22 protein-coding genes, 1 tRNA gene and 1 pseudogene are annotated in these 26,979 nt (G+C 66.4%); 7 read left to right on the forward strand and 17 right to left on the reverse strand.

Translation table 11 applies throughout. The features are described from left to right. Positions 1-80: 80 nt before the first annotated feature. The 7 genes from infB to FB600_RS18510 form a co-directional block, all read right to left on the reverse strand. On the reverse strand, positions 81-3,047 hold the full coding sequence (gene infB / locus FB600_RS18480; RefSeq protein ID WP_036041284.1) for a translation initiation factor IF-2: 2,967 nt from the start codon (positions 3,045-3,047) through the stop codon (positions 81-83). A gap of 93 nt (positions 3,048-3,140) precedes the next feature. Further along, positions 3,141-4,616 carry a transcription termination factor NusA gene (gene nusA, locus FB600_RS18485; RefSeq protein WP_025098684.1) on the reverse strand — a complete coding sequence of 492 codons (1,476 nt, stop codon included), beginning with the start codon at positions 4,614-4,616 and terminating at the stop codon, positions 3,141-3,143. Next, the gene (rimP, locus tag FB600_RS18490) at positions 4,613-5,074 is read right to left on the reverse strand and encodes a ribosome maturation factor RimP (protein ID WP_013697776.1); all 462 of its coding nucleotides are present in this window, start codon (positions 5,072-5,074) and stop codon (positions 4,613-4,615) included. Before rimP ends, nusA begins: the two co-directional genes overlap by 4 nt. A 291-nt stretch (positions 5,075-5,365) precedes the next feature. Beyond that, a complete protein-coding gene (gene rluB, locus FB600_RS18495; RefSeq protein ID WP_096749091.1) occupies positions 5,366-7,087 on the reverse strand; it encodes a 23S rRNA pseudouridine(2605) synthase RluB in 1,722 nt (573 codons plus the stop codon). Between the two features lie 63 nt (positions 7,088-7,150). After that, the gene (gene scpB / locus FB600_RS18500) at positions 7,151-8,251 is read right to left on the reverse strand and encodes an SMC-Scp complex subunit ScpB (RefSeq protein WP_145757196.1); all 1,101 of its coding nucleotides are present in this window, start codon (positions 8,249-8,251) and stop codon (positions 7,151-7,153) included. 304 nt (positions 8,252-8,555) lie between these two features. Beyond that, positions 8,556-9,761 carry a pyridoxal phosphate-dependent aminotransferase gene (locus tag FB600_RS18505; RefSeq protein ID WP_227742996.1) on the reverse strand — a complete coding sequence of 402 codons (1,206 nt, stop codon included), beginning with the start codon at positions 9,759-9,761 and terminating at the stop codon, positions 8,556-8,558. A 64-nt stretch (positions 9,762-9,825) separates the two neighbouring features. Next, a complete protein-coding gene (locus FB600_RS18510) occupies positions 9,826-10,728 on the reverse strand; it encodes a LysR family transcriptional regulator (RefSeq protein ID WP_025098688.1) in 903 nt (300 codons plus the stop codon). A 418-nt stretch (positions 10,729-11,146) separates the two neighbouring features. Here FB600_RS18510 and FB600_RS18515 point away from each other — a divergent pair. Together FB600_RS18515 and FB600_RS18520 are read left to right on the forward strand one after the other, a co-directional pair. Continuing rightward, positions 11,147-11,542 (forward strand): annotated as a pseudogene (locus FB600_RS18515) (transposase); the annotation flags it as partial. A gap of 186 nt (positions 11,543-11,728) precedes the next feature. Further along, a complete protein-coding gene (locus FB600_RS18520; protein ID WP_124076244.1) occupies positions 11,729-11,986 on the forward strand; it encodes a hypothetical protein in 258 nt (85 codons plus the stop codon). 144 nt (positions 11,987-12,130) lie between these two features. Here FB600_RS18520 and FB600_RS18525 read toward each other — a convergent pair whose 3' ends face one another. Continuing rightward, a complete protein-coding gene (locus tag FB600_RS18525; RefSeq protein ID WP_013697770.1) occupies positions 12,131-12,448 on the reverse strand; it encodes a hypothetical protein in 318 nt (105 codons plus the stop codon). 200 nt (positions 12,449-12,648) lie between these two features. Here FB600_RS18525 and FB600_RS18530 point away from each other — a divergent pair, with 200 nt between their 5' ends. The 3 genes from FB600_RS18530 to FB600_RS18540 all read left to right on the forward strand — a co-directional run bounded on the left by FB600_RS18530 (position 12,649) and on the right by FB600_RS18540 (position 14,266). After that, positions 12,649-13,365, forward strand: coding sequence for a YdcF family protein (locus FB600_RS18530; protein ID WP_096749095.1), 717 nt, complete (start codon positions 12,649-12,651; stop codon positions 13,363-13,365). Between the two features lie 228 nt (positions 13,366-13,593). Beyond that, positions 13,594-13,854: a hypothetical protein gene (locus FB600_RS18535; RefSeq protein ID WP_096749096.1), complete on the forward strand. Its 261-nt coding sequence runs from the start codon at positions 13,594-13,596 to the stop codon at positions 13,852-13,854. Positions 13,855-14,011: 157 nt separating this feature from the next. Next, complete coding sequence (locus FB600_RS18540; protein WP_013697767.1) at positions 14,012-14,266, forward strand: hypothetical protein; 255 nt, start codon at positions 14,012-14,014, stop codon at positions 14,264-14,266. 52 nt (positions 14,267-14,318) lie between these two features. Here FB600_RS18540 and FB600_RS18545 read toward each other — a convergent pair whose 3' ends face one another. From FB600_RS18545 to FB600_RS18560, 4 genes are all read right to left on the reverse strand, one after another. Further along, positions 14,319-14,609: a putative quinol monooxygenase gene (locus FB600_RS18545; protein ID WP_096749097.1), complete on the reverse strand. Its 291-nt coding sequence runs from the start codon at positions 14,607-14,609 to the stop codon at positions 14,319-14,321. Between the two features lie 493 nt (positions 14,610-15,102). Continuing rightward, positions 15,103-16,314, reverse strand: coding sequence for an outer membrane protein assembly factor BamC (gene bamC / locus FB600_RS18550; protein WP_096749098.1), 1,212 nt, complete (start codon positions 16,312-16,314; stop codon positions 15,103-15,105). Between the two features lie 213 nt (positions 16,315-16,527). Further along, positions 16,528-16,604 (reverse strand) — tRNA-Pro (locus FB600_RS18555). Between the two features lie 85 nt (positions 16,605-16,689). Continuing rightward, on the reverse strand, positions 16,690-17,934 hold the full coding sequence (locus FB600_RS18560) for an MFS transporter (protein WP_098181025.1): 1,245 nt from the start codon (positions 17,932-17,934) through the stop codon (positions 16,690-16,692). A 232-nt stretch (positions 17,935-18,166) separates the two neighbouring features. Between FB600_RS18560 and FB600_RS18565 the strand changes: the two genes are divergently transcribed. After that, on the forward strand, positions 18,167-19,615 hold the full coding sequence (locus FB600_RS18565) for a PLP-dependent aminotransferase family protein (RefSeq protein ID WP_145757195.1): 1,449 nt from the start codon (positions 18,167-18,169) through the stop codon (positions 19,613-19,615). Between the two features lie 51 nt (positions 19,616-19,666). On the opposite strand, the gene FB600_RS18570 is transcribed toward FB600_RS18565, so the two are convergent. Further along, positions 19,667-19,837, reverse strand: coding sequence for a Flp family type IVb pilin (locus FB600_RS18570; RefSeq protein ID WP_013697762.1), 171 nt, complete (start codon positions 19,835-19,837; stop codon positions 19,667-19,669). Positions 19,838-20,198: 361 nt separating this feature from the next. Here FB600_RS18570 and FB600_RS18575 point away from each other — a divergent pair, with 361 nt between their 5' ends. Next, on the forward strand, positions 20,199-22,373 hold the full coding sequence (locus FB600_RS18575) for a hypothetical protein (RefSeq protein WP_098181027.1): 2,175 nt from the start codon (positions 20,199-20,201) through the stop codon (positions 22,371-22,373). 102 nt (positions 22,374-22,475) lie between these two features. On the opposite strand, the gene FB600_RS18580 is transcribed toward FB600_RS18575, so the two are convergent. The 4 genes from FB600_RS18580 to pheS all read right to left on the reverse strand — a co-directional run bounded on the left by FB600_RS18580 (position 22,476) and on the right by pheS (position 26,940). Then, on the reverse strand, positions 22,476-22,886 hold the full coding sequence (locus tag FB600_RS18580) for a MerR family transcriptional regulator (RefSeq protein ID WP_025098697.1): 411 nt from the start codon (positions 22,884-22,886) through the stop codon (positions 22,476-22,478). Positions 22,887-22,942: 56 nt separating this feature from the next. After that, positions 22,943-23,344 carry an integration host factor subunit alpha gene (locus FB600_RS18585; protein ID WP_013697759.1) on the reverse strand — a complete coding sequence of 134 codons (402 nt, stop codon included), beginning with the start codon at positions 23,342-23,344 and terminating at the stop codon, positions 22,943-22,945. A 73-nt stretch (positions 23,345-23,417) separates the two neighbouring features. Further along, complete coding sequence (gene pheT, locus FB600_RS18590) at positions 23,418-25,847, reverse strand: phenylalanine--tRNA ligase subunit beta (RefSeq protein WP_145757194.1); 2,430 nt, start codon at positions 25,845-25,847, stop codon at positions 23,418-23,420. A gap of 79 nt (positions 25,848-25,926) precedes the next feature. Beyond that, positions 25,927-26,940 (reverse strand): phenylalanine--tRNA ligase subunit alpha, encoded by a 1,014-nt coding sequence (gene pheS / locus FB600_RS18595; RefSeq protein ID WP_013697757.1) that lies wholly within the window; start codon positions 26,938-26,940, stop codon positions 25,927-25,929. Positions 26,941-26,979: the final 39 nt, after the last annotated feature.

Here is a 26,979-nt window from a genome sequence, read left to right on the forward strand (position 1 = left end):
CGACGACACATATCGCCGTCGCCATGAAAATGGGCGGGACAGGCCCACGCCTGCCCCGCCCATCAGCGTTCACGCCGGCCTTACAGCGTCCGAGCGACTTCCGTGACCTCGAACACTTCGAACTGATCGCCTTCGACGATATCGTTGAAGTTCTTGATCGACATACCGCACTCGAAGCCTTGCTTCACTTCCTTCACGTCGTCCTTGAAGCGCTTGAGCGAATCGAGCTCGCCCGTGAAGATGACCACGTTGTTGCGCAGCACGCGCACCGACGAGGAGCGCTTGACCACACCGTCCGTGACCATACAACCCGCCACCAGGCCGACCTTCGGCACCTTGATGACCTGGCGCACCTCGACCATGCCGGTGATGATTTCGCGCTTTTCCGGCGCGAGCATGCCCGACATTGCCGCCTTCACCTCATCCACGGCGTCGTAGATGATGTTGTAGTAGCGGATGTCGATGCCGTTCGACTCGGCCAGCTTGCGGGCCTGGGCATCGGCGCGCGTGTTGAAGCCGATGATGACCGCCTTCGAGGCCGTGGCCAGGTTGACGTCGCTTTCGCTGATGCCACCCACCGCGCTATGCACGATCTGCACGCGCACTTCGTCGGTCGACAGCTTGAGCAGCGACTGCACCAGTGCTTCCTGCGAACCCTGCACGTCGGCCTTGATGATGAGCGGCAGGTTCTGCACTTCGCCTTCGCCCATCTGTTCGAGCATGCTTTCGAGCTTGGCCGCCTGTTGCTTGGCCAGCTTGACATCGCGGAACTTGCCCTGGCGGAACAGCGCGATTTCGCGCGCCTTGCGCTCGTCCGGCAGCACGATCACTTCCTCGCCAGCGCCCGGCACTTCCGACAGACCCTGGATTTCCACCGGGATCGACGGGCCGGCCGACTTGGTCGGCTTGCCGTTCTCATCGAGCATCGCCCGCACGCGGCCATAGGCCGTGCCGGCCAGCACCACGTCGCCGCGCGACAGCGTGCCGGACTGTACCAGCACCGTCGCCACCGGGCCCTTGCCCTTGTCGAGCTTCGCTTCGATCACGATGCCCTTGGCCGGCGCCTCGACCGGTGCCTTCAGTTCCAGCACTTCGGCCTGCAGCAGCACGTTCTCAAGCAGGTCGTCGATGCCCGAGCCGGTCTTGGCCGACACCGCCACGAACGGCGAATCACCGCCGTACTCTTCCGGCACCACGCCTTCGGCAACCAGCTCCTGCTTGACGCGATCCGGATTCGCATCCGGCTTGTCGATCTTGTTGATCGCGACCACGATCGGCACCCCGCCCGCCTTGGCATGCGAGATGGCTTCCTTGGTCTGCGGCATCACGCCGTCATCGGCGGCCACCACCAGCACCACGATGTCGGTCGCCTTCGCGCCGCGTGCACGCATGGCCGTGAAGGCCTCGTGACCCGGCGTATCGAGGAAGGTGACGACGCCGCGCGGCGTCTCGACGTGGTAAGCGCCGATATGCTGCGTAATGCCGCCCGCTTCGCCCGCCGCCACCTTGGCGCGACGGATGTAGTCCAGCAGCGAGGTCTTGCCGTGGTCGACGTGACCCATCACCGTGACGACCGGCGGACGCGGCAGTTGCTCCGCATCGACGCCGACCTCGCCCTCGACCAGCAGCGCTTCCGGATCGTCGAGCTTGGCGGCCACGGCGCGATGACCCAGCTCCTCGACGATGATCATCGCCGTTTCCTGGTCCAGCACCTGGTTGATGGTGACCATCTGGCCGAGCTTCATCATGATCTTGATGACCTCGGACGCCTTCACCGACATCTTGTGCGCGAGATCGGCGACGGAAATCGTCTCCGGCACGTGCACTTCGCGCACGATCGGCTCGCTCGGCGCCTGGAACGACGAAGCGCTGTCCTGGTGACGGCCGCGACCCTTCGGGCCGCCGCGCCAGCCGCGGTCGACGCCGCCGCTGGAATCGCCGCGCGTCTTGATGCCACGACGCTTCGATGCGTCGTCCTGCCAACCGCCCTTGCCGGCAGGCTTCTTGTTGCGATCGGCCGCGCCCGGTGCGCTGGTATTGGCATTGGCGTTCGCCGGCGCCGCGGTGGCGGGCTTCTTCGCCGCTGCCGCATTGGCCGGACGCGCGCCCGCTTCACCCGCCGGCTTGGCCGGCTTGTGCAGCGTGCCCTTGGCCTCGGCCGCCTTGGGCGGCTCGGCCGGCTTCGGCGGCTCGACGGCCTTGACCTGCGCACGGCGCGGGGTCGCCATCATTTCGCGGATCGCGCGCGCCTCGGCCTCGGCCTTCTCGCGACGCTTGCGGATTTCCTCCTGCTCGGCACGCGCCTTGTCGGCCGCCTCGCGGGCAGCGTCCTCGGCCTTCTTGGCCGCTTCGCGCTGGGCGGCACGTTCAGCCGCCGCACGCTCTTCGTCCTGGGCCGACTGCTGCGCGTTCTGCGTTTCCTGCGCACGCGCGGCTTCCTGCTCGGCCGCGGCCTGCTGCGCGGCAGCCTGCTGCTGGGCCTGGGCTTGCGCCTGGGCCGCAGCCGCGCGCTTGCTGGCCGCCTCTTCCTCGGCGCGGCGACGCTCGGCCTCGGCCGCTTCCTCACGAGCCCGACGATCGGCTTCCTCGCGTTCGAGGCGTTCCTGGCGCTCGCGCAGCTCCTGAGCCTGCTTCTCGAGCAGCTCGGCCTCGTGGCGCGCTTCTTCCTCGCGACGCTTCAGATCAGCCTCGGCGGCCGCATCGTCCGCCTGGTCCTGGCCCACATCGGCGCCGTTCTCCGCGACATCGTCGCGTTTCACGAACGTCCGCTTCTTGCGCACCTCGACCTGAATGGTGCGAGCCTTACCCGTTGCATCGGATTGCTTGATTTCCGACGTGTGCCGGCGGGTCAGCGTGATCTTGCGCTTGTCGGCGTCGGACGAGCCGTGCGATTTACGCAAATGATCGAGCAGACGCGCCTTGTCGGTTTCCGACAGCGCATCGTCTTCACTCGCTTTCTGGACGCCCGCTGCCTGCAGCTGTTCGAGCAGCACACCAGCAGGCATTTTCAGTTCCGCGGCAAATTGGGCTACGTTGTTACTCGCCATTCATTCCTCTTAGTGCAAGGACCGATTCCTTGCGGTTAGCATCGGGTCATGCGGCCTTCCGGCCGCCAAATATCAGTGCGCCATGGTCATTTCTCACTGGAACCAGTGTTCACGTGCTTTCATGATCAGCGCTTTCGCGGCTTCCTCTTCCACTCCGGTCATCTCGACCAGTTCGTCGACAGCCAGCTCGGCGAGATCGTCGCGCGTCGCCACGCTATGTTCTGCCAGCTTCGCGAGCAACTCCGGCGTGATGCCGTCGAGGCTCTTCAGGTCGAGCGCAGCATTTTCCACCTTTTCCTCGTTGGCGATCGCCATCGTCAACAGGGCATCGCGCGCGCGGTTTCGCAGTTCGTGCACGGTCTCCTCGTCGAACGCCTCGATCTCGAGCATTTCGTTCAGCGGGACGTAGGCGATTTCTTCGAGGCTGGTGAAACCTTCGTCGATCAGGATGTCGGCCACTTCCTCGTCGACATCGAGGCGCGCCATGAACAGGCTGCGCAGACGGTCACGCTCTTCACCCTGCTTCAGGGCGGATTCGTCCGGCGTCATGATGTTGATCTGCCAGCCGGTCAGTTCGCTGGCAAGGCGCACGTTCTGGCCGCTCCGGCCGATCGCGACAGCCAGCTCGCTTTCGTCGACGACGACGTCCATCGAGTGCTTTTCTTCATCGACGACGATCGATTGCACTGCTGCCGGCGCGAGCGCGCCGATCACGAACTGGGCGGGATCGTCGGACCATAGCACGATGTCGATGTTTTCGCCACCGAGCTCGTTGCGCACGGCCTGCACGCGCGAACCGCGGATGCCGACGCAGGTGCCGATCGGATCGATCCGCTTGTCGTAGGCGACCACGCCGATCTTCGCACGAACGCCGGGATCGCGTGCTGCCGCCTTGATCTCGAGCAGGCCCTGTTCGATTTCCGGCACTTCCATCTCGAACAGCTTCATCAGGAATTCGGGCGCCGTGCGCGACAGCTCGATCTGCGGACCGCGCGCGGTGCGATCGACCTTGGCGATATAGGCGCGCACGCGGTCGCCCACGCGCAGGTTTTCCTTCGGAATCAGCTGGTCACGGCGCAGCAGCGCCTCGACACGGCCCGACTCGACGATGAAGTTGCCCTTGTCGAGACGCTTGACCGTGCCGGTCATGATCTTCTCGCCGCGCTCGAGGTAGTCGTTCAGGATCTGCTCGCGCTCCGCGTCGCGAACCTTCTGCAGAATCACCTGCTTGGCGGCCTGCGCGCCGATCCGGCCGAACTCGATCGACGGCACCGATTCCTCGATGTAGTCGCCGACCTCGATCTCGGCCTTCTGCTCACGCGCCTCGAACAACAGGATCTCGCGATCCGGCTCCTGGAGGCCGGCTTCGTCCGGCACCACCAGCCAGCGCCGGAAGGTTTCGTGCTCGCCGCTTTCACGATCGATATGGACACGGATTTCGGCGCCTTCGTCGAACAGCTTCTTGGAGGCCGAGGCGAGCGCGGCTTCGAGCGCACCCAGCACGATATCCTTGTCGACGTTTTTCTCGCGTGCCAGCGCATCCACCAGCATCAACACTTCGCGACTCATTGTTTGCGGCTCCTAAAGTCAACTTGCGGAATCAGGCGGGCTTTGTCGATGTCGGCCAGCGTGAAATCCAGCATGGCCGCCTCGCCCTTCTTCCTCTCGAATTCCAAACCGATCGTTTCGCCGTTCGGCGCATGCAGAATGCCGCGGTAGGTCTTGCGGCCTTCCAGCGGCTTTTTCAGGGTGACGGAGATTTCGTTTCCGGCGAACCGTTCAAAGTCGGCCAGCTTCTTCAGCGGACGATCAAGGCCGGGCGACGAAACCTCGAGCCGTTCGTAATCGATGTTTTCGACCGTCAATACGTGCTGGAGCTGACGCGTGACCTTTTCGCAATCGTCGATCGAGATGCCCGCCGGCTGATCGATGTAGACGCAGAGCATGCCGCGCCCGGTGCGCTCGAGATCGACCAGCTCGTAACCGAGCCCGGTGACCGTGGTTTCTATCAGTTCCGTCAGTTGCACAGTGTCCTCTCAGGTGTTCGCGCCCGCCGTTCGCGATTCACCCGCAGACGCGCGCCTTGCCGGCGCAGGAAGCGCTACCCGAGATGCCCAACCGTTTCAGCAAAAAAAAATGGGCGAAACGCCCATCTTCTTACTCTGGTGGTCGCACCTAGGCCGCACATTAAACCCGTACGCCCAGCGACTTTGCGATTATAGCGTTTTTTAACCCAAACGCAAAGCATCGCCCATGAAACCGGCCTGAAAGGCCGGTTTCCCCATCGTTTTCCGATTGATCGGTGCAGCGACCGAGGTTCAGCGGCCGCGAGCGCGGTTGCGCTGCTGCTGCGGGCGCTGGCCGCCGCGCGCGCTGCCGCCGGCATTGCCGCCGCCGTCCGTGCGATTGCCGTTGGCACCGCGCGGGCCCTGGCTCTTGCCGCCGCCGCGCTTGCTGCCGTTGTTCGCGCCATACGACAGGCGATTGCCGTCGACATCGCCGCCGCCGCGACGGTTGCCGTTGGCGTTACCGCCAAAGCCGCCGCCCGTCGCGCCGCCACCGCCGCCAAAGCCGGCACCGAAACCGCCGCCCTGGGCGCCGCGACGGCCGCCGCGACGCGGCTGGTCGAGCTGGCCATGGGTGGTCAGCACCGGTTCGCGATTGAGGAAGCCCATCGAGGTCTGCATCGGATCGGGCTGGCGACGCTCGGCCTGGCCGGCCCCGCCGCGCTTGCCTTTCTCGTCGGCGGCGACCTTCAGGCCGACGGTCGCCATCAGCTTGCGGACCTGCGCCTCGTCGAGTTCTTCCCAGCGGCCGCGCTTCAGGCCGCGCGGCAGCGGGATCGAGCCGTGACGCGTGCGGATCAGCCGGCTCACCATCAGGCCGACCGCCTCGAACATGCGACGCACCTCGCGGTTGCGGCCTTCGGCCAGCGCCACGTGGTACCAGTGATTGGTGCCTTCGCCGCCGCCGTCGCGGATCCGCAGGAAGTTCGCCGGGCCGTCCTCGAGTTCGACGCCGTGCAGCAGCTTCTGGCGCGAGGCCTCGTTGAGCTCGCCGACCACGCGCACCGCGTATTCGCGCTCCACGCTATAGCGCGGGTGCATGAAGCGGTTCGCCAGGTCGCCCGAGGTGGTCAGCATCAGCAGACCTTCGGTATTGAAGTCGAGCCGGCCGACCGCGAGCCATTTCGCCGTCTTCATCGGCGGCAGGCGATCGAACACCGAGGCGCGGCCCTCCGGATCGGCATGACTGACGATTTCGCCGGTCGGCTTGTGATACAGCAGCACGCGCGGCGGCTTGTTCGCCAGCTTGCGCTTGACCGGCTTGCCGTTGATCCGGACCTGGTCGGTCGGCAGGATACGTTGGCCAATGTGGGCAGGCTCACCGTTCACCGACACGCGGCCGGCAACGATCAGCTCTTCCATCTCGCGACGCGAACCCATGCCGGCTTCGGCCAGCACCTTGTGCAGCTTCGGCGCGTCGTCTTCCGGTGCAAGCACGCGCTTGGGCGCCTGGCGGCCACGGCGCAGCATCGGGGCGCGCACGCCATTGCCGCCGCCGGAGTTGTCGGCATCGAAGGCCGGCGAGGTCACGTAGGAGAAGATGTCGTCCTGCCCGGCGCTACCGCCGCCTGAGGGAGCCTCCGCGGCCGGCGCAGCGGGAGCAGCGGCTGCCGCGCCGCGCTTGCCCTGCCGCGGTTGCGCTGCCGCGCCTTCGCGCTTGGCGGCCGTCTTGCGCGGTGCCTTCGCGGCGCCGTCCTTGCTGCGCGCAGCGCGCGGCGCGGGGGCCTCGGCCGGCGCGCCCTCTTCGGCTGCCTCGGCCGGCGCGGCTTCCGCGCCTTCTGCCGCCGGATCGGCATTCTTCGATTTCGCCGCCGCGCGACGACGCGCGATCAGGCTGCGCGGGCCGCGACGCAGACCGCGGCGCGGACGGTCTTCGCCGCCCGCGTCCTGGCCGGTCTGCTCGGGAGCGTCCTCGGCGCGCGAAGCCTGGGCGTGCGCGGATTCGGACGAATCAGTGTCGTGGGTATCAGTCAAAACAACCTCGAAATGTCAGGTCTCGCGCCCGTCGCGGGCGCGGCAATCTCTATTTGGCCGCAATCAAGCGCGGCGTTGCGCGGGCTCGTCCTCGTCGGGCGAGGCATCGCCCGAGCCGGTGTCTTCCGCCGAACCGGTTGCGTCGCCGTGCCGGTAGGCCGGGGCCGCGTCAATATCGTGTGGTACTGCGTCCGCCGGGTTGCGGCTGGCTTGCGCATCGTGGTGGCGGGCCGACTCGTCGTCGATCTCGGCACCAGGCACGGGGCCTTGTCCTGCTTCATGCTCGACCGCGAGCGGCCGGGCGGGCTCCGTCTCCGCCTGCTCGGCGCTCGCCTCGACAGGCTGCCATTCCTGCTGTTCGATGACGGTTTCGGCGGCCGGCTCGACTTGCTCCGAGGCATCCGTTGCTTCGACCAACTCGACCGAGCCGGCCAAATCCAAGCCGATGGGACCGCGCACCTCGCCGCCTGCGGCCTGGCTCTCCCCCAGCGACAGGTCGGCAGCATCGCCGCTCGCGCCCGGCACCGGCTCGCCCCCGGCATTCGCCTGGAGCGACTCGCTCGATGCCGCGGGATCAGCCACGTCGAGACCGGCCTCGCCTTCGTTGAATTCCATCGATGCCTGCGCCAGCAGGCTCGCCTCGAGATGCGCGGCGGGCTCTTCGAGCGCCGGCAGATCGTCGAGCGCCTTCAGCCCGAGATCGTCGAGAAACTGTTTCGTCGTCGCATAGAGCGCCGGACGGCCCGGCACGTCACGATGGCCGATCACCTCGATCCAGCCGCGATCCTCGAGTTGCTTCACGACCTGCGTATTCACCGTGACGCCGCGAATCTCCTCGATATCGCCGCGCGTGACCGGCTGGCGATAAGCGATGATCGCCAGCGTCTCGAGCACCGCGCGCGAATATTTCGGCGGCTTTTCCGGATGCAGGCGATCCAGATAGACGCGCATCGCCGGCTTGCTCTGAAAGCGCCAGCCCGTCGCCAGCGCGACAAGCTCCACGCCGCGGCCGGACCACGCTTCCTTCAATTCTTCGAGCAACGTTCGGACTGTATCCGCCGACACGGTGTCGGCAAAGAGCTGCCGCAGATCGCCCAATTTGAGCGGTTCCTGCGCGCAGATCAAGGCAGTCTCGAGGACGATCTTCGCCTCTTGGGTATTCATGCAGCTAGGCCAGACCCTCTGGTCAAACGAACCGGATCAATATACGAAACAGACGATAAGGAACAGAAGACGCGCTCGCCCGATTCTGATCGGTCATATTGATGGGAGCACGAACCGGGGGTGGCGAAACCAGCGTATTGCCTGACCCTGACCGGACGGAACAGCACGAAACCATGATGGAATCGCGTGACTGGACGCCATCTTACGCACATTCCGACGACGCGTAAAGCCGGCCATTAGATCGATGCCACGCTTTTTCGGGCAATGGTTTTCAATCGCCATTCCGACCAGCCCGCCCGCGCCCTCAGCCGCCCGCGCCCTGCAAAAAGGCTTTCAGGCGCTCGACGCCTGCGTCGAGCCGGGCCACGTCACAGGCATAACACCAGCGCACGAAACCCTCTCCCTCGTCACCGAAGGCGCGTCCCGGTGCCAGCCCGAGCCCCGCCTCGCGCACCAGGCGCTTGCAGAACGCCAGGCTATCGGCCGCGCCCGGCAGGCGCAGGAACAGGTACATGGCGCCGTCCGGCGCCTCGACATGCACGCCGGACAAGCCGTTGAGCGCAGCCACCAGGTGATCGCGGGCAGTGCGCAGCGACGCGACGAACTCGGCGACGAACGGTTCGCCCTCGCGCACCGCCGCCACGCCCGCGGCCTGCACGAAGCCCGGCGCGCACGAGGTGTTGTACTCGACCAGCTTGGACAGGGCGTCCATGATGCGCTCGGGCGCCACCAGCCAGCCGAGCCGCCAGCCCGTCATCGCCCAGGCCTTCGAGAAGGAATTGACCACGATCACGCGCTCGTCGCGACTGGCCAGATCGAGGAACGAGGGCGCGCCGCCTTCGCCAAAACCGAGCCGTTCGTAGACTTCGTCGGCCACGATCCAGATGCCGTGTCGCCGACAATGCGCGAGGATAGCGGCCTGCTCGGCCGTCGAAAGGGTCCAGCCGGTGGGATTGTTGGGCGAATTGACGAACAGCATGCGCGTGTCCGGCGTCAGCGCCGCCAGCAGCCGCCCGAGATCGAGACGCCACCCTGCCTCGCCGAACGCCAGCGGCACGCATTCGACCCGCGCGCCGAGAATCTTGGGGATCTCGACCAGGTTGGGCCACAGTGGCGTGATCGCCACCACGCGGTCGCCGGCGCCGACCAGCAACTGCGCGGCCAGCATCAGCGCACTGACGCCGGCACTGGTAACCGCGATCTGGGCGGCCCGCGTCCGGCCGTGGCGGGACGAAACGTAGTCGGCCAACGCCTCGCGCAGCGGCGCCGCGCCGAGATTGTGGGTGTAGAAGGTCTCCCCGCGGGCGAGCGCCGCGCTGGCCGCATCGCGGATGAAGGCCGGCGTGACGCGGTCCGATTCGCCGAACCAGAACGGCAGTACGCCGTCGAGGCCGAATCCGGCATTGGCGACTTCGCGGATCAGCGAAGGCCGCAGCGATTCGACCGCCACGCGCACATCCGGTGCAGGTCCCGAGGTGTTGACGAAAGCATCCAAGCCCGACTCTCCCATGATGATCGTCGCCAGTGTAGCGGGCCGCGCCCGATTCTGGTGCCAGGCGTCGCGGCGCCCGCCTTCAGGCGAGGTCCTCGGCCCGTGCCGGCATGTCCCTCACCAGCCCCCAGATCGCCTCGGCGGCCGGCGACAACGAACGGTCGCGCCGTCGCACCAGCTCCACGGTGCGCTCGGTGCGCGGCGACAAGGGGCGCGCCACCAGCGAGGAACCCGCCGGCAAGGGCAGGGACAGCCAGGGCAGCACGCTCACGCCGACCCCTGCCTCGATCAGGCCGAACACCGTCGCCGAATGGCCGAGCTCCTGCACCACCGATGCGCCGACGCGGTGCAGGCTCAGTGCCGCGTCGATCAGCGGCCGGCTGCCCGAGGCGTAGTCGAGCAGCACCAGCCGCTCGCCGTCCAGGGCGCTCCAGGGCACGCTCTCGGCCGCCGCGAGCCGATGATCGGCGCGCGCGACCAAGCAGAACGAATCGGTCATGAGCGGTTCGCAGACCAGGTCGACCACCGCCAGCGGCCCGATCACCACGCCGAAATCGACCTCGCCCGACTTCACCTTGCGCAGCACGTCGCTCTGCACATCGTCGCGCAGCCCGAGCGTGACGAACGGGAACTGCCGTTCGGCGGCCGCCACCACGCGAGGCATCAAACGGCAGGCGATGGTCGGGCTGGCCGCCACCACCACGCGGCCGCGCCGCTGTTCGCCGATCTCGCGAATCTCGCGCAGGGCATCGTCGAGGTCCACCAGGAGACGCGACACGCTGGAGATCAGATTCGACCCCGCATCGGTCAACTGCACGTCGCGCGTGGTGCGATCGATCAGCTTGAGGCCGATCTCGCCCTCGAGTTCGCGCACGCAGCGGCTGACGGCGGACTGCGTGAGCCCGATCTCGTCGCCGGCCCGGCTGAAGCTGCGCAGCCGGGAGACTTCGATAAACACCCTCAGTTGGCGCAGGGTGATATTCATTGAATGCCCTCATCAATCTCACGCTTCGATGCGCGATTGTAGGGCCTTCGCCGAGGAACGGCTCGCGATGAGTCGGTGCGGTGCAGCAGGGCCCGCGGCGCACGCCGCGCGGGCTCGATTGCACAAGATTGGTGATTGTCCCGATTTGCCGCGGGGTCATTTTGGCGTCTTATACGCCCCTAGCTGACTTGGCCGTCGGCCCGGTGCGATGCGGCTTTCACGGGGATTGCCGCCGACATGGCACGCTTCGTGCATCAAGTCGCGTACAGGGTCGCGGGAACCTTCGGATGCACGGCGATACGTTCGGCGGAAGAAGGAATACGGCACCCCCACCCGGCACCCGACGTGGATCGGGTGCTTGAAGAGTGCGCGGCGCAGGGCAGCGCACCGGAGTTAGCTTCGCTGAGGTGAGGACATGATGCTGTTCGACGATTTGAAGGATAACGAATGGGCGCTGGTCGAAGGACTTTTCTGCGCGGAACCCACACGCAGTGAGCGTCGTGGCCGTCCCCGCGTGGAAGCACGTTCGGTCGTGAACGCCGTTCTTTGGGTACTGTCGACGGGCGAGGGTTGGTCGAAGCTGCCCGGGCGCTATCCGTCGCCGCCGACCTGCCGTCGGCGCTTCGACGAGTGGCAGGCCGACGGCACCCTCGCCGAAGTCGTGAAACGCCTCGGCACCAGCGGCCGCCAGGTTTCGCTGCGCGGCCGGATCGGTGCCAGCGCCGTGAAGCCGCCGGCGCCGCCGAGCCGCGATCGCCTGCGGGGCGCATTCTGGACCAATCCGGAATCCTGGCGCGCCCCCGTGAAGATGGCCTGATCCGCCAACGACGCCGGGCAGCTCGCTCCGCCCGCGCAGCCGATTCGCCGCCGCCTGCCATCGCCCGATGGCGGCGTGCGCGAAACATCTCTTTACCATTGCTTACAGCGTGCAGGCGCTCCCACCCCTACCGTAAGATCAGGTAAAACAGGCCGCGATGACGGCCTGAAGGGAGCCCGAACCATGCCAAGCCACTTGCTGCTCGCCACCGCGAGCATGGTGCTTGCCCTGGCGCTCGCCCCGCGTGCACTGGCCGACCAGCCAGCGAGAACGCCGCGCGGCCAGGCGGGGCATGCCGGTCATGCACATCCGCCACCGGCGCCGCCGTCAGATCGGCCCGCCGTGGTGCCGCGCGGCGACCTGCGCGGCGATATCGCCAGCAATGCCCGGATCCACGGCGCTCCGTCGCCGCGCTCGTCCGGCGTGCTGCCACGACGCTAGGCGCCGCGGCAAATATCCAGAAAGCCGGGAACTGCGGGCGAGGCCGGCAGTCACAACGAATGCCATGAGCACAGCCTGGCAGCAGCAATGTACCCGGTACCGCCCGTATCTCGCGATACGGGCGTTTTTTTACTAGTCCCTATGCTAGAGGCGGCTCTCGAGGATCGACACCGCGCTCGCGTCGCTCAGCACGTAGTCGTCGATACGACGATCGGTCCAGCTCAGTTGCTTTTCGTCATGTTCCAGCCTGGCGAATTCGGCGCGGCCGGTGTCGGTCAGCACGGCGATGTCGACGGGAGCATGGAAGCCCGGGGCCGGCGCGACAGTCTTCTGGCGCACCGTATCCATCAGTCCCAGGCTGCGAAGGTATCCGAAGACGTTAGGGCGCCGCGCCCAGGGGACTTGCCGGTATTGCACGCGCCTCAAGGCATCGAGCACTGCTTCGTTGGAATACGTGGCCATCTGGACTCTTTCTCAAAGTACAGCGATCCTGCTGGCGGCCTCGCCGGCCCGGGACTGCTCCGGCCGACACCGCCACGCAACGACAGGCGGACGCTACCGATGATCCACCTGCGCCTTCCCTACCCGTTCCTCGCCACATTTCGCGGCACCTGGAACCGGTCGAACCCGAGCGGGCAAAAAGTTACCTTACCCCATTCAAATTGATTCTGTTCGATTCATTTGTGCTGCTCTTCGTAGCAGCCGCCCTCTGGCGCAAGCGCCGTTTCGCGATCGCCGCCACCGGCCTCGCCCTGCTGCTGGCGATCGGCACCGGCTGGCTGGCCGCGCCGCTGGTCGCCCTGGCCGAAGCTGGGGTCGAACCGGTCGAAGCGCCTGCGATGCGCGGGCACACCGCCATCATCCTGCTCGGCGGCGGCATCGAGCACCGCCACGGGGAACTGGTGCCGCCCGACGACGCGCTCTCGCGCATCGTCCGCGCCGCCGAACTCCATTCGGTATGCCAAGCAATCGCATCGCAATGCGACATCGTCGTGACAGGCGGCGATCCGCATCACCATGGCATCAGCGAGGCCCAACTCTACGCGCCGCTGCTGCGCGAGCGTGGCGTCGCCGAGCGCGACCTGATTCTCGAGACGCGCAGCCGCACGACCTACGAAAACGCGAAGTACACGGCACCCATCCTACTCGCCCAACATTACGACGTGACAATTCTCGTGACATCCTCGTACCAGATGCGCCGCGCCCTGCTCGATTTCGCACGCTTCGATATCGAGCCGCAGCCCGTCTACGCGAACCAGTTGCGACCGATTCTCGGCTGGCGCCCGGTCTGGCACAATTTCGTCGCGGCCTCGCGCGCCCTGCACGAGATCGCCGGAATCATGCAATTTTACGCGTATCGGCGGCTCGGCTGGTTCTGATGTCACGGCGCAGCAACATCATCAAGCCATGGGCATCAATCGACCCGTCCATAGGTCCGTGGCGCGCGCATGGCGGCACGCGCCACTGTCGCCACCGCGACACGCCGGATCGTTCAGGATGCCCGAAAGTGCATTGATCCGTCACTTTTGCTACACTCGGCTCACTCGGTTGCAGTGCCGGACGGATCGGCAAACTCGGGTCCATCACCACTTAGCGGAGGTAGAGCAATGAAGAAAATGTCCCTGGCTATTCTGGTTTCGATGTCGGCTCTGGCTGGCGCGGCCTATGCGCAAGAAAGCACGACGATCACGACGATCACCGACCCGGCCAAGATCGCCGAAATCGAGCAGCGGGCTCAAGCTCTGCAACAGCAGCAGGACGCCCAGCGTGCCGCGCGTGAAGAGCAGCCGATGCACGGGAAGCACCATATGGGCAAGAAGCATCACGCCGGCAAGAAGGCCGCCAAGGCAGAGGCGGCCAGCCAGTAAGCGCCTACACCGCAGCCTGTCGGGCCGCGCGGCCGCCACGAGCCGAATCCGGTCGATCCGGGTTCGGCTTTTTTCATGGCACGGCACATCGCGCACGCTGTGCTAAAGTCGCGCACCCGACTTTTCCACCCGTGCGCACTCCGGTGCGGAGGACAGAATGAGCAATATCCAGCTAGACATCGAATGGACCGAAGCGGCAACGCACAAGATCAAGCAACTGATGCCGCGCGGCTCCGACGAGGCGTATCTCGCCCTGCCGCCGATCGAGTGCCTGCCGATGGAAGGCGACGTGCTGTTCCTGGGGCCGCAAGGCAAGCAGCAGCCGTTCATCGTGGTCGAACGGCAGTATCACCATGACGGCGACGCCGACTGGACCATCATCCTGATTCTCGACGTGCCGAACGCGCATTGAGGCATCACATTGAAAGCGGGACGGCATCGCGCCGCCCCGCTACGGCCCGTCTTCAGGCGATCCGCTGCATCACGCGGATCTCCGCGCTGTCGATGAAGTCCGCCGCGGCCTTCCGGTAGGCCAGGATATGCGCGGACTGGGCGTGCGCCGCCAGCGCCGCCTCGCTGTCCCAACGCTCGAAGAACACGAAGCGCCGTGGATCGTCGCGATCGCGGTGCAGGTCGTATTGCAGCGCCCCGGCCTCGAGGCGCGTCGGCCCGACGATGGTCCCGACCTGTTCCAGCAGCTTGTCCTCCATCCCCGGCTTGGCGATGATCGTGGCCACCACTGCGATTTCCGACATCTCTGAACTCCCGTCAAGAAAATGGGCAGCGTACACGAATCCTCGCGGCTCGGCCGTGACGCCAGGATTCCAGCCCTACAAAAAAAATTGCCCGCGCTTCCTTCGAAGCGCGGGCAAAACCGTCGCCCTACGAGGATAGGCGACGGGGCCAACGAGGCCCATGCTCGCGCACGGGCCATCAAGCCGGGCCGATGCTCAAGGCGCATCGGGCCATCGAACGATTCGTGACGGCGGATCCGGCGCCATGCCGTTCCGCCTCGTGAACGATGTGCCGGGGCAACATCATTCCGAGGTATAAGAGCAGCTTCCGTGCCAGGCGAAAATTTCATCCTAACTCGTTGATTTAATTGAATTCACAATCATGCACATCGAAATTAAACGGGCGTTGACCGATTTCGTTACCGGGTAACGTTACGTAACGTCGTATCGTTTCGCGCGCACCAAGGAAAAAGCCCGCCGAATGGCGGGCTTTCGAGAGCGGCGGAGAACCGGATCAGCGCAACTGGTTCGCCAGCAGTGCCATGATCTGGCGGGCCGGACCGGTCGAGTCGATGTTGCCACTGGCGTCGACGATGGCGATGCGCGTCTGGTCCTGCGTCAGCGCCTTGACGTTGACGAGATACTGTTTCGCGGTCTTTTCCTTCTTGCCGTGGAACAGTTGGCTCCAGAAGCCCTGCTCGGCGGCGGTCAGGTCCTTCGGATCGACGTAGCTGACGTAATAGAGCCCCTTGGTGCGATCGCGATCGTCGACCGTGAAATTGGCGCGATCGAGCGCAAGGCCGACACGCAGCCAGGAACGGTCGTACGGCTCGCCGAGCGTGAGCTCGGACGGCACATCGGGCACGTCGCCGCTGACTACGCGGCCGGAGGAACGCGCCGGTGCCACCGAGTTGGCGACGTTCTGTGCGGCCACGGCGGCAGCCGCGGCATCGCCGCCCTTCTTCGTATCGGCGGGCGCCGCCACGGCTGCCGCCGTGGTACCGCCAGCCTTGGCGCGCGCATCGTTCTGCGCCAGCACGGCCATCAGGCGCTTCAGGTATTCGGTCTCGAGCGCCGGATCGTTCGGCCGGGTTTCCCACTTGCTCGAATCGTTGTTCGGGCCGGTCAGGGCCTCGCGCATGCCCTTCTGGCTGATGAAAACATAGGTGCCGCCATTGGGCGCGGCGTCGAGCCGCGTGCGGTACTTGTTGCGCTCGGCCGTGACGTAGGAATTGCCCATCGCCTTGGTGATCACGCCGCGAATCAGGCCCTGGTTGACCGACGGATGCGTTTCGTTCCAGTCGGTTTCCATCACGCCCTTGTCGCGCTGGTCGATCACGAGCAGGAAACCTTGCTCCTGCCAGAAACGGCGGATCTGCGGCCAGACCGCGGCGGGCGCCTGGTCGTCGATGACGAGCCAGCTCTCGGTGCCGTCGCGCTGCAGGTGCATGCCCGGCGTGACGGGCACCACGGCCGTATCGGACTGCGGCGCGATCTGCTGCGTCTGCTGCAGGCTCGACAGCGAGGTTTCGCCGTTGACCGGCGGCAGCGAACGCTGGTCAGCCGTCTCGTCCATCATGTTCGGCGGCACCGCGAGCGACGCCTCCTTGACCCGGGAATCGCTCTTGTAGTCGATTTTCGTGGGCGACGGCGAGCTGCACCCTGCCACGAACGCGCCGGTTGCCAGCACAACCGCAAACCGCTTGGTAAGACGAAGATCAGACATGTTCAGGGAATCCTTCCGGCTTAGAGGCCACGGGCACTTTTCCGTGGATCAACCGCGCATTTTACCGGGCTCGCGCCGTCAAGTGCAAAAAGCAGGCTGTCGTTTGTACCGGGGACGACCCGGATAAAGGGAAATCGCGCAGATAGCGCCGAGTTGAGCTGCAGCGCATAACGAAAAAACCCGCATCGGCTTTCACCGATGCGGGTTTTATTCTGGTCGGGGCGAGAGGATTTGAACCTCCGACCACCTGCACCCCATGCAGGTACGCTACCAGGCTGCGCTACGCCCCGAAAGAAAAAGAGTATATCAGACAGTTTGCCAGGATAGAACCACCATCGTGCACTTTTTCATCGGGGGCTTCCGCACCTCTCCTTCTCATGCCTTCGGCGCCCGTGATTCACGCCCCGACAAGCTCGCTCCGCGCCACAACACCAAGCCCCCCAGCAGCACCAGGCAAGCCAGCGCGCTCCACGCCGCGCCGTAATGAAAGCGGTCGACGAGCACGCCGAACAGCGGCGGCAGGATGCTGATCGCGAGCATGTTCAGCGTCATCGAGAAGCTGAGCGTCGAGGCCACCACGCTGCTCGGCGCCATCTCGGCGATCTGCAGCAGATAGAGCGGATACCAGCCGACACCGACCAGCCCGACGACACCGAAGATCACGGCCAGCACCAGCTTTGGCGTCTCGGCGGGCAACAGCGGCAGGCCGAGCGCGACGGCGATGCAGATCGCCATGCACATGCCCAGCGAACGCAGCCGGCGCCCCGGCCACCAGCGGTCGCTGAGCCAGGCGAGCCCGACACGCCCCAGGATCCCGAACCACTGCGACAGCGAGAACAGCAAGGCCGCGGCCACCAGCGGGTAATGGAAACGCGTCGCGACGAACGGGATCGCGTGCGTGGCGAAGGTGTACTGGAACGCGACCATCGCGGCACCCGCCGCCATCACCGGCCAGAGCACGGTGTGGCCGGCCACCAGCCGGATCGAGGTCAGCAGCCCCGGCGGCGCGGCCGACGGCAGGCCCGGCGCCTTGCGTTCGTCGCGATGCAGCAGCGCGAACAGCGCGCCGCCGGCCAGGCCGATCGCCCCCTGCACGACCAGCGCGAGGCGCCAGCCCTGGGTCGCTGCCAGCAGCGGCAGCGCCATGGCCGCCAGCGCGGTGCCGAGCGGCAAGCCGGCCTGCCTGACGCCGGTCGCCATGCCGCGCTCCCGCGGCGGGAACCAGCGGACGATGGCGCGCGTGCCGCCGGGCTGCACCGAAGCGTAGGTGGCGCCGATCATCGCGATGAACCCCAGCAGTACCGGAAAGGACGGCGCTATCCAGGCGCCGAGCATGGCGGCCAGGCCCATCATGCTCATCGTCGATGCAACCACGCGGCGTTCGCCGAAGCGGTCGATCAGCCAACCGAGCATCAGCATGGTCACGACCTGGCCGCCGTTCAAGGCGCTGATCGCCAGCGCGCCGGCCGCCTCCGACAGGTGAAACGCCGCCTGCAGCGAAGGCATCAGCGTATAGATGCCCTGCGCCGTGATCGACGCGGTGGTCTGTGCCAGGGCGGCGACGCCGAGCACGGTCCAGCGATAGCTGTCGGTCGACTCCCCGGGCAAGACGCGGGACATGGGCAGGCTGGGTTTCAAGGCGGATTTCCGTCGATCGCGGCGTGCGCCGCGGTGGCTGGGGCTCGGCGCCACGGAACCAGGCCATGGGCGACACGAGTCGAAGCCCATCTTCGCGCATGCCCGCCGCGCGCGACACATACAGAAAAACGGAAAATCGACCGGTATAGCGAGCCGCTCGAAGCGCGGCCGCGTTGCTACAATTTCCGCCCGCACCCGGCTTCCCGCCCGAGACATGACCCACAAATACCGCACCATCGCCGCGCACTACAGTCGGGCGATCGAGACCGGCCTGCTGCCTGTCGGAGAGCGCCTGCCCTCGCTGCGCGAGCTGGCCAACCTGCATCGCGTCTCGCTCGCGACCACGGTCGAGGCCTGCCGCCTGCTGGAGCGGCAGGGTTATGTCGAGGCGCGACCCAGGGCCGGCTACTTCGTTCGTCATCCCAAGCGATCCGCGGCGCCTCACGCCGACCAACCCGGCCGCACCCCGGAACCCGACGAGCCGCACATCGATGCGGCCGATTACGTGGGCGTCCACGAGCGCATTTCGGTGATGCTCGCGCGCGCCATGCAACGCGCGCCCGAGGTCGACCTGGCGCGGGCGGTCTGCGCGCCGGCGATGTATCCGGGCGCGGCCTTGAGGAATCATGCGCTGCGCATCCTGCGCGCCCGCCCGAGTCTCTACGATGCCAGCCCCGATCCCGGCGGCGTCTCCCGCTTGAAGGAGGCGATCGCGCGCGTCTCGATCACGCGCGGGCTGGACCTCGACCCCGGCGCCGTGCTCGTCACCCACGGCTGCAGCGAGGCCCTGTCGCTCGCCTTGCGCGCCGTCACCTCGCCGGGCGACGTGGTCGCGATCGAATCGCCCTGTTACTTCGGCATCCTGCAGATCCTCGAATCGCTGGGGCTGCGCGCGCTGGAACTGCCGACCGATCCGCAACGCGGCCTCTCGCCGGAAGCCCTCGAGATCGCCCTGCGCCGCCCAGGCGGCGTGCAGGCCGTGATCTGCACGCCGGCCCTGCATAATCCGCTCGGCAGCATCATGCCGGACGATGCCAAGGCGCGGCTGGTCGAATCCTGCGAGAGAAGCGGCGTCCCGCTCATCGAGGACGACAGCTACGGCGCGCTGCTGCCCAATCCCGCGCATGCGCGCCCGCTCAAGTCCTGGGATCGCACCGGCAACGTGATCCACTGCAGTTCGCTGAACAAGACCGTGTCGCCCGGCGCGCGCATCGGCTGGCTGACGGGTGGCAAATGGCAGAACCGGATCGAGATGCTGATGTACGCCGTGTCGCGCCACCGCGAGGAGATCCCGCAACTGGCCGTGGCCGACTTCCTGACGAGCGGCGCCTTCCATCGCCAGATGCGGCGCATGCAGACGCAGCTCACGCGACAACGCGCCCTGCTCGCCCAAGCGATCGCCGAGCATTTCCCCGCCGGCACCGAGCTCACTCGCCCGGCGGCGGGCCTGCTGCTATGGGTGACGCTGCCCGGGCAAACCGATACCGACCGGCTGTTCGAGCGCGCCCTGCACGAAGGCATCCGCATCAGCCCCGGCTCGATGTTCTCGAATACCGGCCGCTTCGGTCACTGCCTGCGGCTGAGCGCAGGCATGCCGTTCGATTCGCGCATCGAGGCGGCGGTCGAACGGCTCGGGCAACTGGTTCGGGAACTGCCATCCTGAGGCGGATGGCGCGGCAGGCCCGGGAAGGCCGGCAGAAGAAAGCGCCGCGGGTCAGAATCTGTTGAAAAAGCTCGTGACGAACGAAAACAGGCTTTCCACGCTATTGCTCAAGGCGGTTGCGCCCAGCGCCGCGGCCCCGACCACGAAACCGCCGATCAATCCATACTCGACCGCGGTCACACCCGTCTCGTCGGCCAGAAAACGCTTCCACACTGCCTTCATTTCATTCCCCACGTGCATCGTTGAAATCTTGTTTGATCGTTATTGCGGCGATGATACGCCTCGCACGTGACGTCGCAATGGCGATCTACCACGAAATTCGTGGCGATTTCCACCTTCACTTCCGCCCTATTTTTAACGCCAACTCATACGTTCGTTTGAATTCGCGCGTTTGAATTCGATCCGCGCGATCGCCGCCTTTCGCGCCGGAACGTCATCCGCCGCGCCGCAACACGCCAACCGTTTGTTTGGTACCGCTTCTCTAGGCCCCTCGTGCCAGACTTCCGGGCAGTCGGAATCGCACCGACACCGCGGCCGGACGGCTCGACGCCATCACGGACCGATCGACAGGGAGACGAACATCATGCGAACACCGGCATCGCGTGCCTGGCGCACGCGTTTCGCGCCTGCGCGTCGCGCCAGCTGCGGCCAGGGCCTGACGCGCGCGCTCGCCGCGCTCGCGCTCGCGGGCTCGTTGCTCGCCACCGGCTGCGCCGAACCTTCGGCGAACCCGGCCACGACCGCGGGCGGCAGCCTGCCGAAAATCGATCGCGACAAGGCCGAGCAACTGCGGCGCGAGCAGCAGATCGCGAGCAGCCTGCCCTCGCTCGGCTCGATTCCCATCACGCGATCGCGGCCGCTCAGCCTGCGCGATTCGGGCCAGGACGGCGCGATCACGATGCTGCGCGATGTCGATTTCCGCATCGTCGGCAAGCTCGGCTTCTACGTCCACCAGTTGTCGGCCACGCTGCGCCCGACCCGCCCCGGCGCCCCGATCGTCTTCGACGATCCCTCGAGCTTCGGCATCGACGTGCATCGCGGCATCGTCACGCTCGACGACAGCAAGCTCACCGCGGTCTTCAATACCTACCTGTTCGGCTATCGCGGCGCGCCGCTGCGCAAGCTGCAGGTCTCGGCAGGCGACGGCGTGATCCATCTGCAGGGCGAGATGCAGCGCGGCGGCTGGGTGCCGTTCTCGCTGACCGGCAAGCTCTCGGTGCGCGACGGCACCGCGCTGGTATTCCATCCCACCGAGGTCCGCGTGCAGGGGCTGGACGCGAACCCGGTGATGCGCGCGGCCAACGTGAAGATGGCGGACCTGCTGAAGATCGACACGCCGGTGGCGAAGCTGTCCGGCGACGACCTGGTGATGCAGGTCGACAAGCTGATGCCGCCGCCGCAATTGAAGCTGAAGGTGGTCGCGTTGCGCATCACGCCAGACGGGCTCGACCTCGCCTTCGACGACGGCACCGGCGCCGGCTTCGCGATGCCCGAGGGCGCGCCGCAGCAGGCCATGCTGATCCGCGGCGGCGACGTGAAGTTCATGCGTTCGATGCCGATGAACGCCGACATCCTGATCGGCCCGGCCCGGCCCGCGACGAAGGACGAGCCCTTCGTGTTCGATCTCTACCACTATCGCGACCAGGTCTCGACCGGTTACTTCAGCTTCGCGCCGAGCGGCGCGATGACCATCCACATCCCGTCCTATGTCGGCGCGAAACCGCCTCCGGACGCGATCGGCTCGGCCGGCGCACGCCTGAACGACAGTTTCGTCAAAACCCAGCAGGCGGCCTTGCGCGACGCGCGCCAGCGCTGGTTCTCCGAAGCCCTGCCCGGCGGCGGCGCCTCGCTGGCCGTGAACGCGGCCACCGGCGCGCCGGCCGACGAGCGGCACGTCTCGAGCCGGACCACGGCGATCCAGCTGCGCAACGTGGATTTCAGCATCGCCGGCCAGATCGGCTTCCACGTCGACCAGCTCGACGCGCAGATGGTGCCGCGCCGCCCCGGGGAACCGGTCGATCTCGACGATCCGAATCAGTACGAAATCCGCATCCTCGGCGGCTCGGTGCTCGAGACCTGGCCGGCCATGAATGCGCTGTTCAACGACTACCTGCTCGACTACACGCCGCGCGCGCTCAACGACCTGAAGCTCGCGCCCGACGGCGACAAGCTGCGCGTGACCGGCGGCATCCGGCTGTGGAATCATGTCCCGCCCGGCGTCTGGCTGCCGACCTCGATGACGGGCACGCTCTCGGTGCTCGACGGGCGCCATATCGCCTACACGCCCTCGCAGGTCTCGGTGCTCGGCGTGCCGCAGGCGACGCTGCTGCGCGCGCTCGGCATCGAGCTGGCCTCGCTGACGCCGCTGCGCCGGCGCGGCGCGCAGCTGCGCGGCGACGCACTGGTGCTCGACCAGTACACGGTGTTCCCGCCGCCCGTGCTGAAGGGCCAGCTCGCGCAGGTGCGCGTCGAGCCGGCCGGTCTGCGGCTCAGCTTTCATCGCGCGCCCGACGCGCCGCCGCTGCCGAAACCCGGCACCAACGCGAGCAGCTACATCTGGATGGAAGGCGGCGACATGAAGATGTTCAACGTGCTGGAGACCAACCTGCGCGCGCTGATCGAGAACACCGCGCAGCCAGGGGCGATGCGTTTCGATCTCTACGACTATCGCGAGCAGGTCTCGAAGGGCTCGGTGCGCATGGCGGCCGACGGCACCCTGCTGGTCGATCTCGGACGCGCGAATCCGCTGGCACCCTGAGCACGCCGCTGCCTATCGGCTTCGCGACGATGAAAAAGCCCGCCAGGCAACAAACCTGGCGGGCTTTTTCACAAGATCCTGCATGCACGGCGACGATGCCGCCTACTTGCGCTCCAGCACGTCGATCACGTCGAGCAAAGCGCGCCGCAGTTGGTCGACATCCACCGCTTGCCCGGCCGACGCGGCCTCGGCCTGCGCGGCCGGAAACATCTCTTCCTGCTCGGTCGGCATGCCGCGATCGGAACCATGCGAATCGAGCCGGTTGCGCGCGCCATTGATGGTGAAGCCCTGCTCGTACAGCAGTTCGCGAATTCGCCGGATCAACAGCACCTCGTGGTGCTGGTAATAACGCCGGTTGCCGCGACGCTTGACCGGACGCAGCTGCGTAAACTCCTGTTCCCAGTAGCGCAGCACATGAGGCTTCACGCCGCACAATTCGCTGACCTCACCGATCGTGAAGTAGCGCTTCGCGGGAATCGGGGGCAACACGACTTTCTCAACCGTCGATGTCATCGTCAGTCAACCGTCGGTAAGCGCGGGCAAACCGCGCGGCGGCACGAATGTGCCGGTCAGCGTGTGATCGGGGTGTCCGAGCCGTTCTCGACGAGCGCCTTCAGCTTCTGGCTCGCATGGAAGGTGACGACACGACGCGCGGCAATCGGAATCGCCTCGCCCGTCTTCGGGTTGCGGCCCGGCCGTTGCGGCTTGTCGCGCAACTGGAAGTTACCGAAGCCGGACAGCTTCACGCTCTCGCCATTCTCGAGCGCGTCGCGGATCACCTCGAAGAAGGCTTCGACCATGTCCTTGGCTTCCCGCTTGTTGAGCCCGACGCTGTCGAACAGCAGTTCCGCGAGCTCGGCCTTCGTCAGCGTCGGCGTCTCGCCGGACGGCGCCGCTGCCACGTCGCGGTTCAGGGCGCTGCGCTGCGCCGTCAGAAGGGCTTCGAATTCACTCGAGTTCATGTCATTCATATCTGCAAAACTTGCGCATTATCCCTGGTCAAAACCGGCCGGAACCTGCTGCATCCCGGCCGGCTTCCGCGTATCAGCCGCGCAGTCGCGCGCCGTGGACCCGCATGCTCTCGACGAGGGCCTGGATCGCGAGATCGACCGTCTCGTCCTGCAGCGTCCCGGCCGGATCCTGCAGGGTGACGCGGAATGCCAGGCTTTTCTCGTGCGCCGCCAATCCACCGGAAGTGTTTGATTTTGCACGAAATTCGTCAAAGAGTACAACCTTCTGGACGAACTTGCATGCCTCGCCCGACAACGCCCCCTTGATCGCGTCGAACAAGGCCTGCACCTCGACCTGCTGGTCGACCACCACGGCGATATCGCGACGCACCGGCGGGAACTTCGACACCTCGGTCGGCACCGGCAGCGCGCGCGCGATCAAGGCCTCGGCGTCGATCTCGAACATCACCGGCGCATGCGGCAGTTCGTATTGCTGCATCAGGCGCGGATGCAGCTCGCCGATCCAGCCCACCGCGCGACCATCGAGTTCGATGCGCGCGCTGCGGCCCGGGTGCAGCGCCGGATGCTCGGCCTTCACGAAACGCGCGACGGCCGGCGCGAGCAGCGCCTCGAGGTCGCCCTTCACGTCGAAGAAGTCGACCTGCCGGGTCGGCGCGCCCCATTGCTCGTCGAGCAGCGGACCATAGGCCAGCGCGCCGACCCGCTTGGGCTGCCGGTAGCCCTCCACGCTCAGCTCGCCCGCCGCCACCTCGGCATCGGCCAGGTAGACGCGGCCGGTCTCGAACACGCGCACGCGATCGGCGCGACGGTTCAGGTTGTGGCGCAGCACGCTGACCAGGCTGCCGAACAGCGTGGTGCGCATCACCGAAAGCTGGCTGGCGATCGGATTGAGCAGGCGCACCGGATTGGTGTTGCCGGCGAAATCGCGTTCCCAGTCCGCATCGACGAAGCTGAAGTTGACCGTTTCCGCGTAGTCGCGCGCGGCCAGCGCATGACGGATCGTGTGGATCGAGCGCTGCGTCTCGTTGGTCGCGCGCATCTCGCTGGTCGCCACCGGCGGGCGTGCCGGGATCCGCTCGAAGCCGTAGATCCGCGCGACTTCCTCGATCAGGTCTTCCTCGATCTCGATGTCGAAGCGATGCGGCGGCGGCGTCACCGCGAAGCTGTCACCGTCCTGCGTGAAGCTCAGGCCCAGGCGCGTGAAGATGCTGGCGATCTCCTCGGCCGCCACCGCCACGCCGATGATGCGATTGGCGCGCGACACGCGCATCGTCACCGGCGCGCGCGACGGCAGGTTCACCGCCTGGTCGTCGACCGGGCCGGCCTGGCCGCCGCAGATATCGAGGATCAGCTGGGTGATCCGCTCGATGTGCTCGACGGTGGTCGAATAGTCGACGCCGCGCTCGAAGCGATGCGCGGCATCGGTCGAGAAGTTGTACTTGCGCGCCCGGCCGCGGATGCTGTCGGGCCACCAGAAGGCGGCCTCGAGATAGATATTCGTGGTGTCAAGCGTGACGGCCGTGCTGTCGCCGCCCATGATGCCGGCCAGGCTCTCGACCTGGCTCTGATCGGCGATCACGCCCACCTGCTCGTCGAGCTCGACCGTGTTGCCGTTCAGCAGCTTGAGCGTCTCGCCGCGCTTGCCCCAGCGCACGTCGATGCCGCCGTGGATCTTGTCGAGGTCGAACACGTGCGAGGGCCGGCCCAGTTCGAACATCACGTAGTTCGAGATGTCGACCAGGGCCGAGACGCTGCGCTGACCCGCGCGCTCGAGGCGCTCGACCATCCACAGCGGCGTCTTCGCGCGTGCGTTCACGCCGCGGATCACGCGGCCCGAGAAGCGGCCGCACAGATCCGGCGCGGAGATGCGCACCGGCAGCGTCTCATCCAGCTCGACCTTGGCCGGCGGGAAGGCGACGAGCTTGAGCGGCGCGCCGGTGATCGCGGCGGTTTCGCGCGCGATGCCGTACACCGACAGGCAGTCCGCCTTGTTCGGCGTCAGCTTGATCTCGAAGATCGTGTCGTTCAGGTTCAGCGTGTCGCGGATGTCCTGGCCGATCGGCGTGTCCTCGGGCAGCACCAGCAGGCCGCTGTGATCCTCGGACAGCTTCAGCTCGCGAGCCGAGCAGAGCATGCCCTGGCTTTCGACACCGCGCAGCTTCGAGAGCTTGATCAGGAACGGCTTGCCGCCCTCTTCGGCGGGCGGCAGCTCCGCGCCGACCAGCGCGACCGGCACCTTGATGCCGGGTGCCACGTTCGGGGCGCCGCAGACGATGTTCAGCGTCGCGCCGGTGCCGGCATCGACCTGGCAGACGTTCAGCTTGTCCGCGTCCGGGTGCTTGACCACCTCGAGCACGCGGCCGACGACGATCCGCGAGGTCGGCGGCGCGGCGGCGCGCAGCGACTCGACCTCCAGGCCGGCCATCGTCAGCGCATGCGACAGCTCGTCGGTCGTCAGTTGCGGATCGACAAAGGTTCTCAACCAGGATTCAGGGAATTGCATGGGTGTCTACGTTCGAAACAGGTTAGATCGATACAGCGCGGCGCGGCTCGCGTCGACCGACGCGCGCCACGCGCCGGGCTCACGCGAACTGGCGAAGGAAGCGCAGATCGTTCTCGAAGAACAGGCGCAGGTCCTGCACGCCGTAGCGCAGCATCGTGAGACGCTCGAGGCCGCTGCCGAACGCGAAGCCGATATAGCGCTCCGGGTCCAGACCCATGTTGCGGATCACCGTCGGGTGCACCTGGCCGGAGCCCGAGATCTCGAGCCACCTGCCCGCGTTCTTGCCGTGTTCGAACATCATGTCGATCTCGGCCGAGGGCTCGGTGAACGGGAAATACGAGGGGCGGAAACGCACCAGGATGTCGTCGCGCTCGAAGAACTTCTTCAGGAAGTCGGTATAGACGCCCTTGAGGTCGGCGAAGCTGACGTTCTCCTCGATCCACAGGCCTTCGACCTGGTTGAACATCGGCGAATGGGTCGCATCGCTGTCGACGCGATAGGTGCGGCCCGGGGCGATCACCTTGATGGGCGGCTTGTTCATGCGCGCATAGCGCACCTGCATCGGGCTGGTGTGGGTGCGCAGCAGCAGCTGGCGCCCCTGCGCATCCTTGCCGTCGACGTAGAAGGTGTCCTGCATCGAACGCGCAGGATGATTCTCGGGGCTGTTCAGTGCGGTGAAGTTGTACCAGTCGGTTTCGATCTCGGGACCATCGGCGACATCGAAGCCGATCGAGCGGAAAATCTGCTCGACGCGTTCCCAGGTGCGCATCACCGGGTGCAGGCTGCCCGCACCGGCGCCGCGGCCCGGCAGCGTGACGTCGATCGCCTCGGAGGCGAGGCGCTGGTTGAGCAGCGCGTCGGCAAGCGCCTGGCGTCGCGCGGTGAGCGCGCCTTCCACTTGCTGCTTGGCGACATTGATGCGCGCGCCCTCGGTCTTGCGCGCTTCGGGATCGAGCTTGCCGAGCCCTTTCAACAGCTCGGTCAGCGCGCCCGACTTGCCGAGAAAGCGTGCCTTCTCGTTTTCGAGCGTGGTGATATCGGCAGCCTGTTCGAAGGCCTGCTTCGCGTCAGCGACAATCTGGTCCAGATCCATTGATCCCATCATTTCCAACGTCAATCGTTCTCGGCGAGC

Source organism: Burkholderia sp. SJZ089 (assembly GCF_007828315.1).
In the GTDB taxonomy this organism is placed as follows: domain Bacteria; phylum Pseudomonadota; class Gammaproteobacteria; order Burkholderiales; family Burkholderiaceae; genus Burkholderia; species Burkholderia gladioli.

Excerpts from the sequence above, each read along its gene's own strand:
- scpB (WP_145757196.1), bottom strand. The coding sequence starts at position 8,251 with ATGAATACCCAAGAGGCGAAGATCGTCCTCGAGACTGCCTTGATCTGC.
- FB600_RS18505 (WP_227742996.1), bottom strand. The coding sequence starts at position 9,761 with ATGGGAGAGTCGGGCTTGGATGCTTTCGTCAACACCTCGGGACCTGCA.
- FB600_RS18540 (WP_013697767.1), top strand. The coding sequence starts at position 14,012 with ATGAGCAATATCCAGCTAGACATCGAATGGACCGAAGCGGCAACGCAC.
- FB600_RS18545 (WP_096749097.1), bottom strand. The coding sequence starts at position 14,609 with ATGTCGGAAATCGCAGTGGTGGCCACGATCATCGCCAAGCCGGGGATG.
- FB600_RS18575 (WP_098181027.1), top strand. The coding sequence starts at position 20,199 with ATGCGAACACCGGCATCGCGTGCCTGGCGCACGCGTTTCGCGCCTGCG.
- FB600_RS18520 (WP_124076244.1), top strand. The coding sequence starts at position 11,729 with ATGCCAAGCCACTTGCTGCTCGCCACCGCGAGCATGGTGCTTGCCCTG.
- nusA (WP_025098684.1), bottom strand. The coding sequence starts at position 4,616 with ATGAGTCGCGAAGTGTTGATGCTGGTGGATGCGCTGGCACGCGAGAAA.
- FB600_RS18570 (WP_013697762.1), bottom strand. The coding sequence starts at position 19,837 with ATGAAGGCAGTGTGGAAGCGTTTTCTGGCCGACGAGACGGGTGTGACC.
- FB600_RS18510 (WP_025098688.1), bottom strand. The coding sequence starts at position 10,728 with ATGAATATCACCCTGCGCCAACTGAGGGTGTTTATCGAAGTCTCCCGG.
- infB (WP_036041284.1), bottom strand. The coding sequence starts at position 3,047 with ATGGCGAGTAACAACGTAGCCCAATTTGCCGCGGAACTGAAAATGCCT.
- pheS (WP_013697757.1), bottom strand. The coding sequence starts at position 26,940 with ATGGATCTGGACCAGATTGTCGCTGACGCGAAGCAGGCCTTCGAACAG.
- FB600_RS18565 (WP_145757195.1), top strand. The coding sequence starts at position 18,167 with ATGACCCACAAATACCGCACCATCGCCGCGCACTACAGTCGGGCGATC.
- FB600_RS18525 (WP_013697770.1), bottom strand. The coding sequence starts at position 12,448 with ATGGCCACGTATTCCAACGAAGCAGTGCTCGATGCCTTGAGGCGCGTG.
- FB600_RS18535 (WP_096749096.1), top strand. The coding sequence starts at position 13,594 with ATGAAGAAAATGTCCCTGGCTATTCTGGTTTCGATGTCGGCTCTGGCT.
- FB600_RS18580 (WP_025098697.1), bottom strand. The coding sequence starts at position 22,886 with ATGACATCGACGGTTGAGAAAGTCGTGTTGCCCCCGATTCCCGCGAAG.
- FB600_RS18585 (WP_013697759.1), bottom strand. The coding sequence starts at position 23,344 with ATGAATGACATGAACTCGAGTGAATTCGAAGCCCTTCTGACGGCGCAG.
- FB600_RS18560 (WP_098181025.1), bottom strand. The coding sequence starts at position 17,934 with ATGTCCCGCGTCTTGCCCGGGGAGTCGACCGACAGCTATCGCTGGACC.
- bamC (WP_096749098.1), bottom strand. The coding sequence starts at position 16,314 with ATGTCTGATCTTCGTCTTACCAAGCGGTTTGCGGTTGTGCTGGCAACC.
- pheT (WP_145757194.1), bottom strand. The coding sequence starts at position 25,847 with ATGCAATTCCCTGAATCCTGGTTGAGAACCTTTGTCGATCCGCAACTG.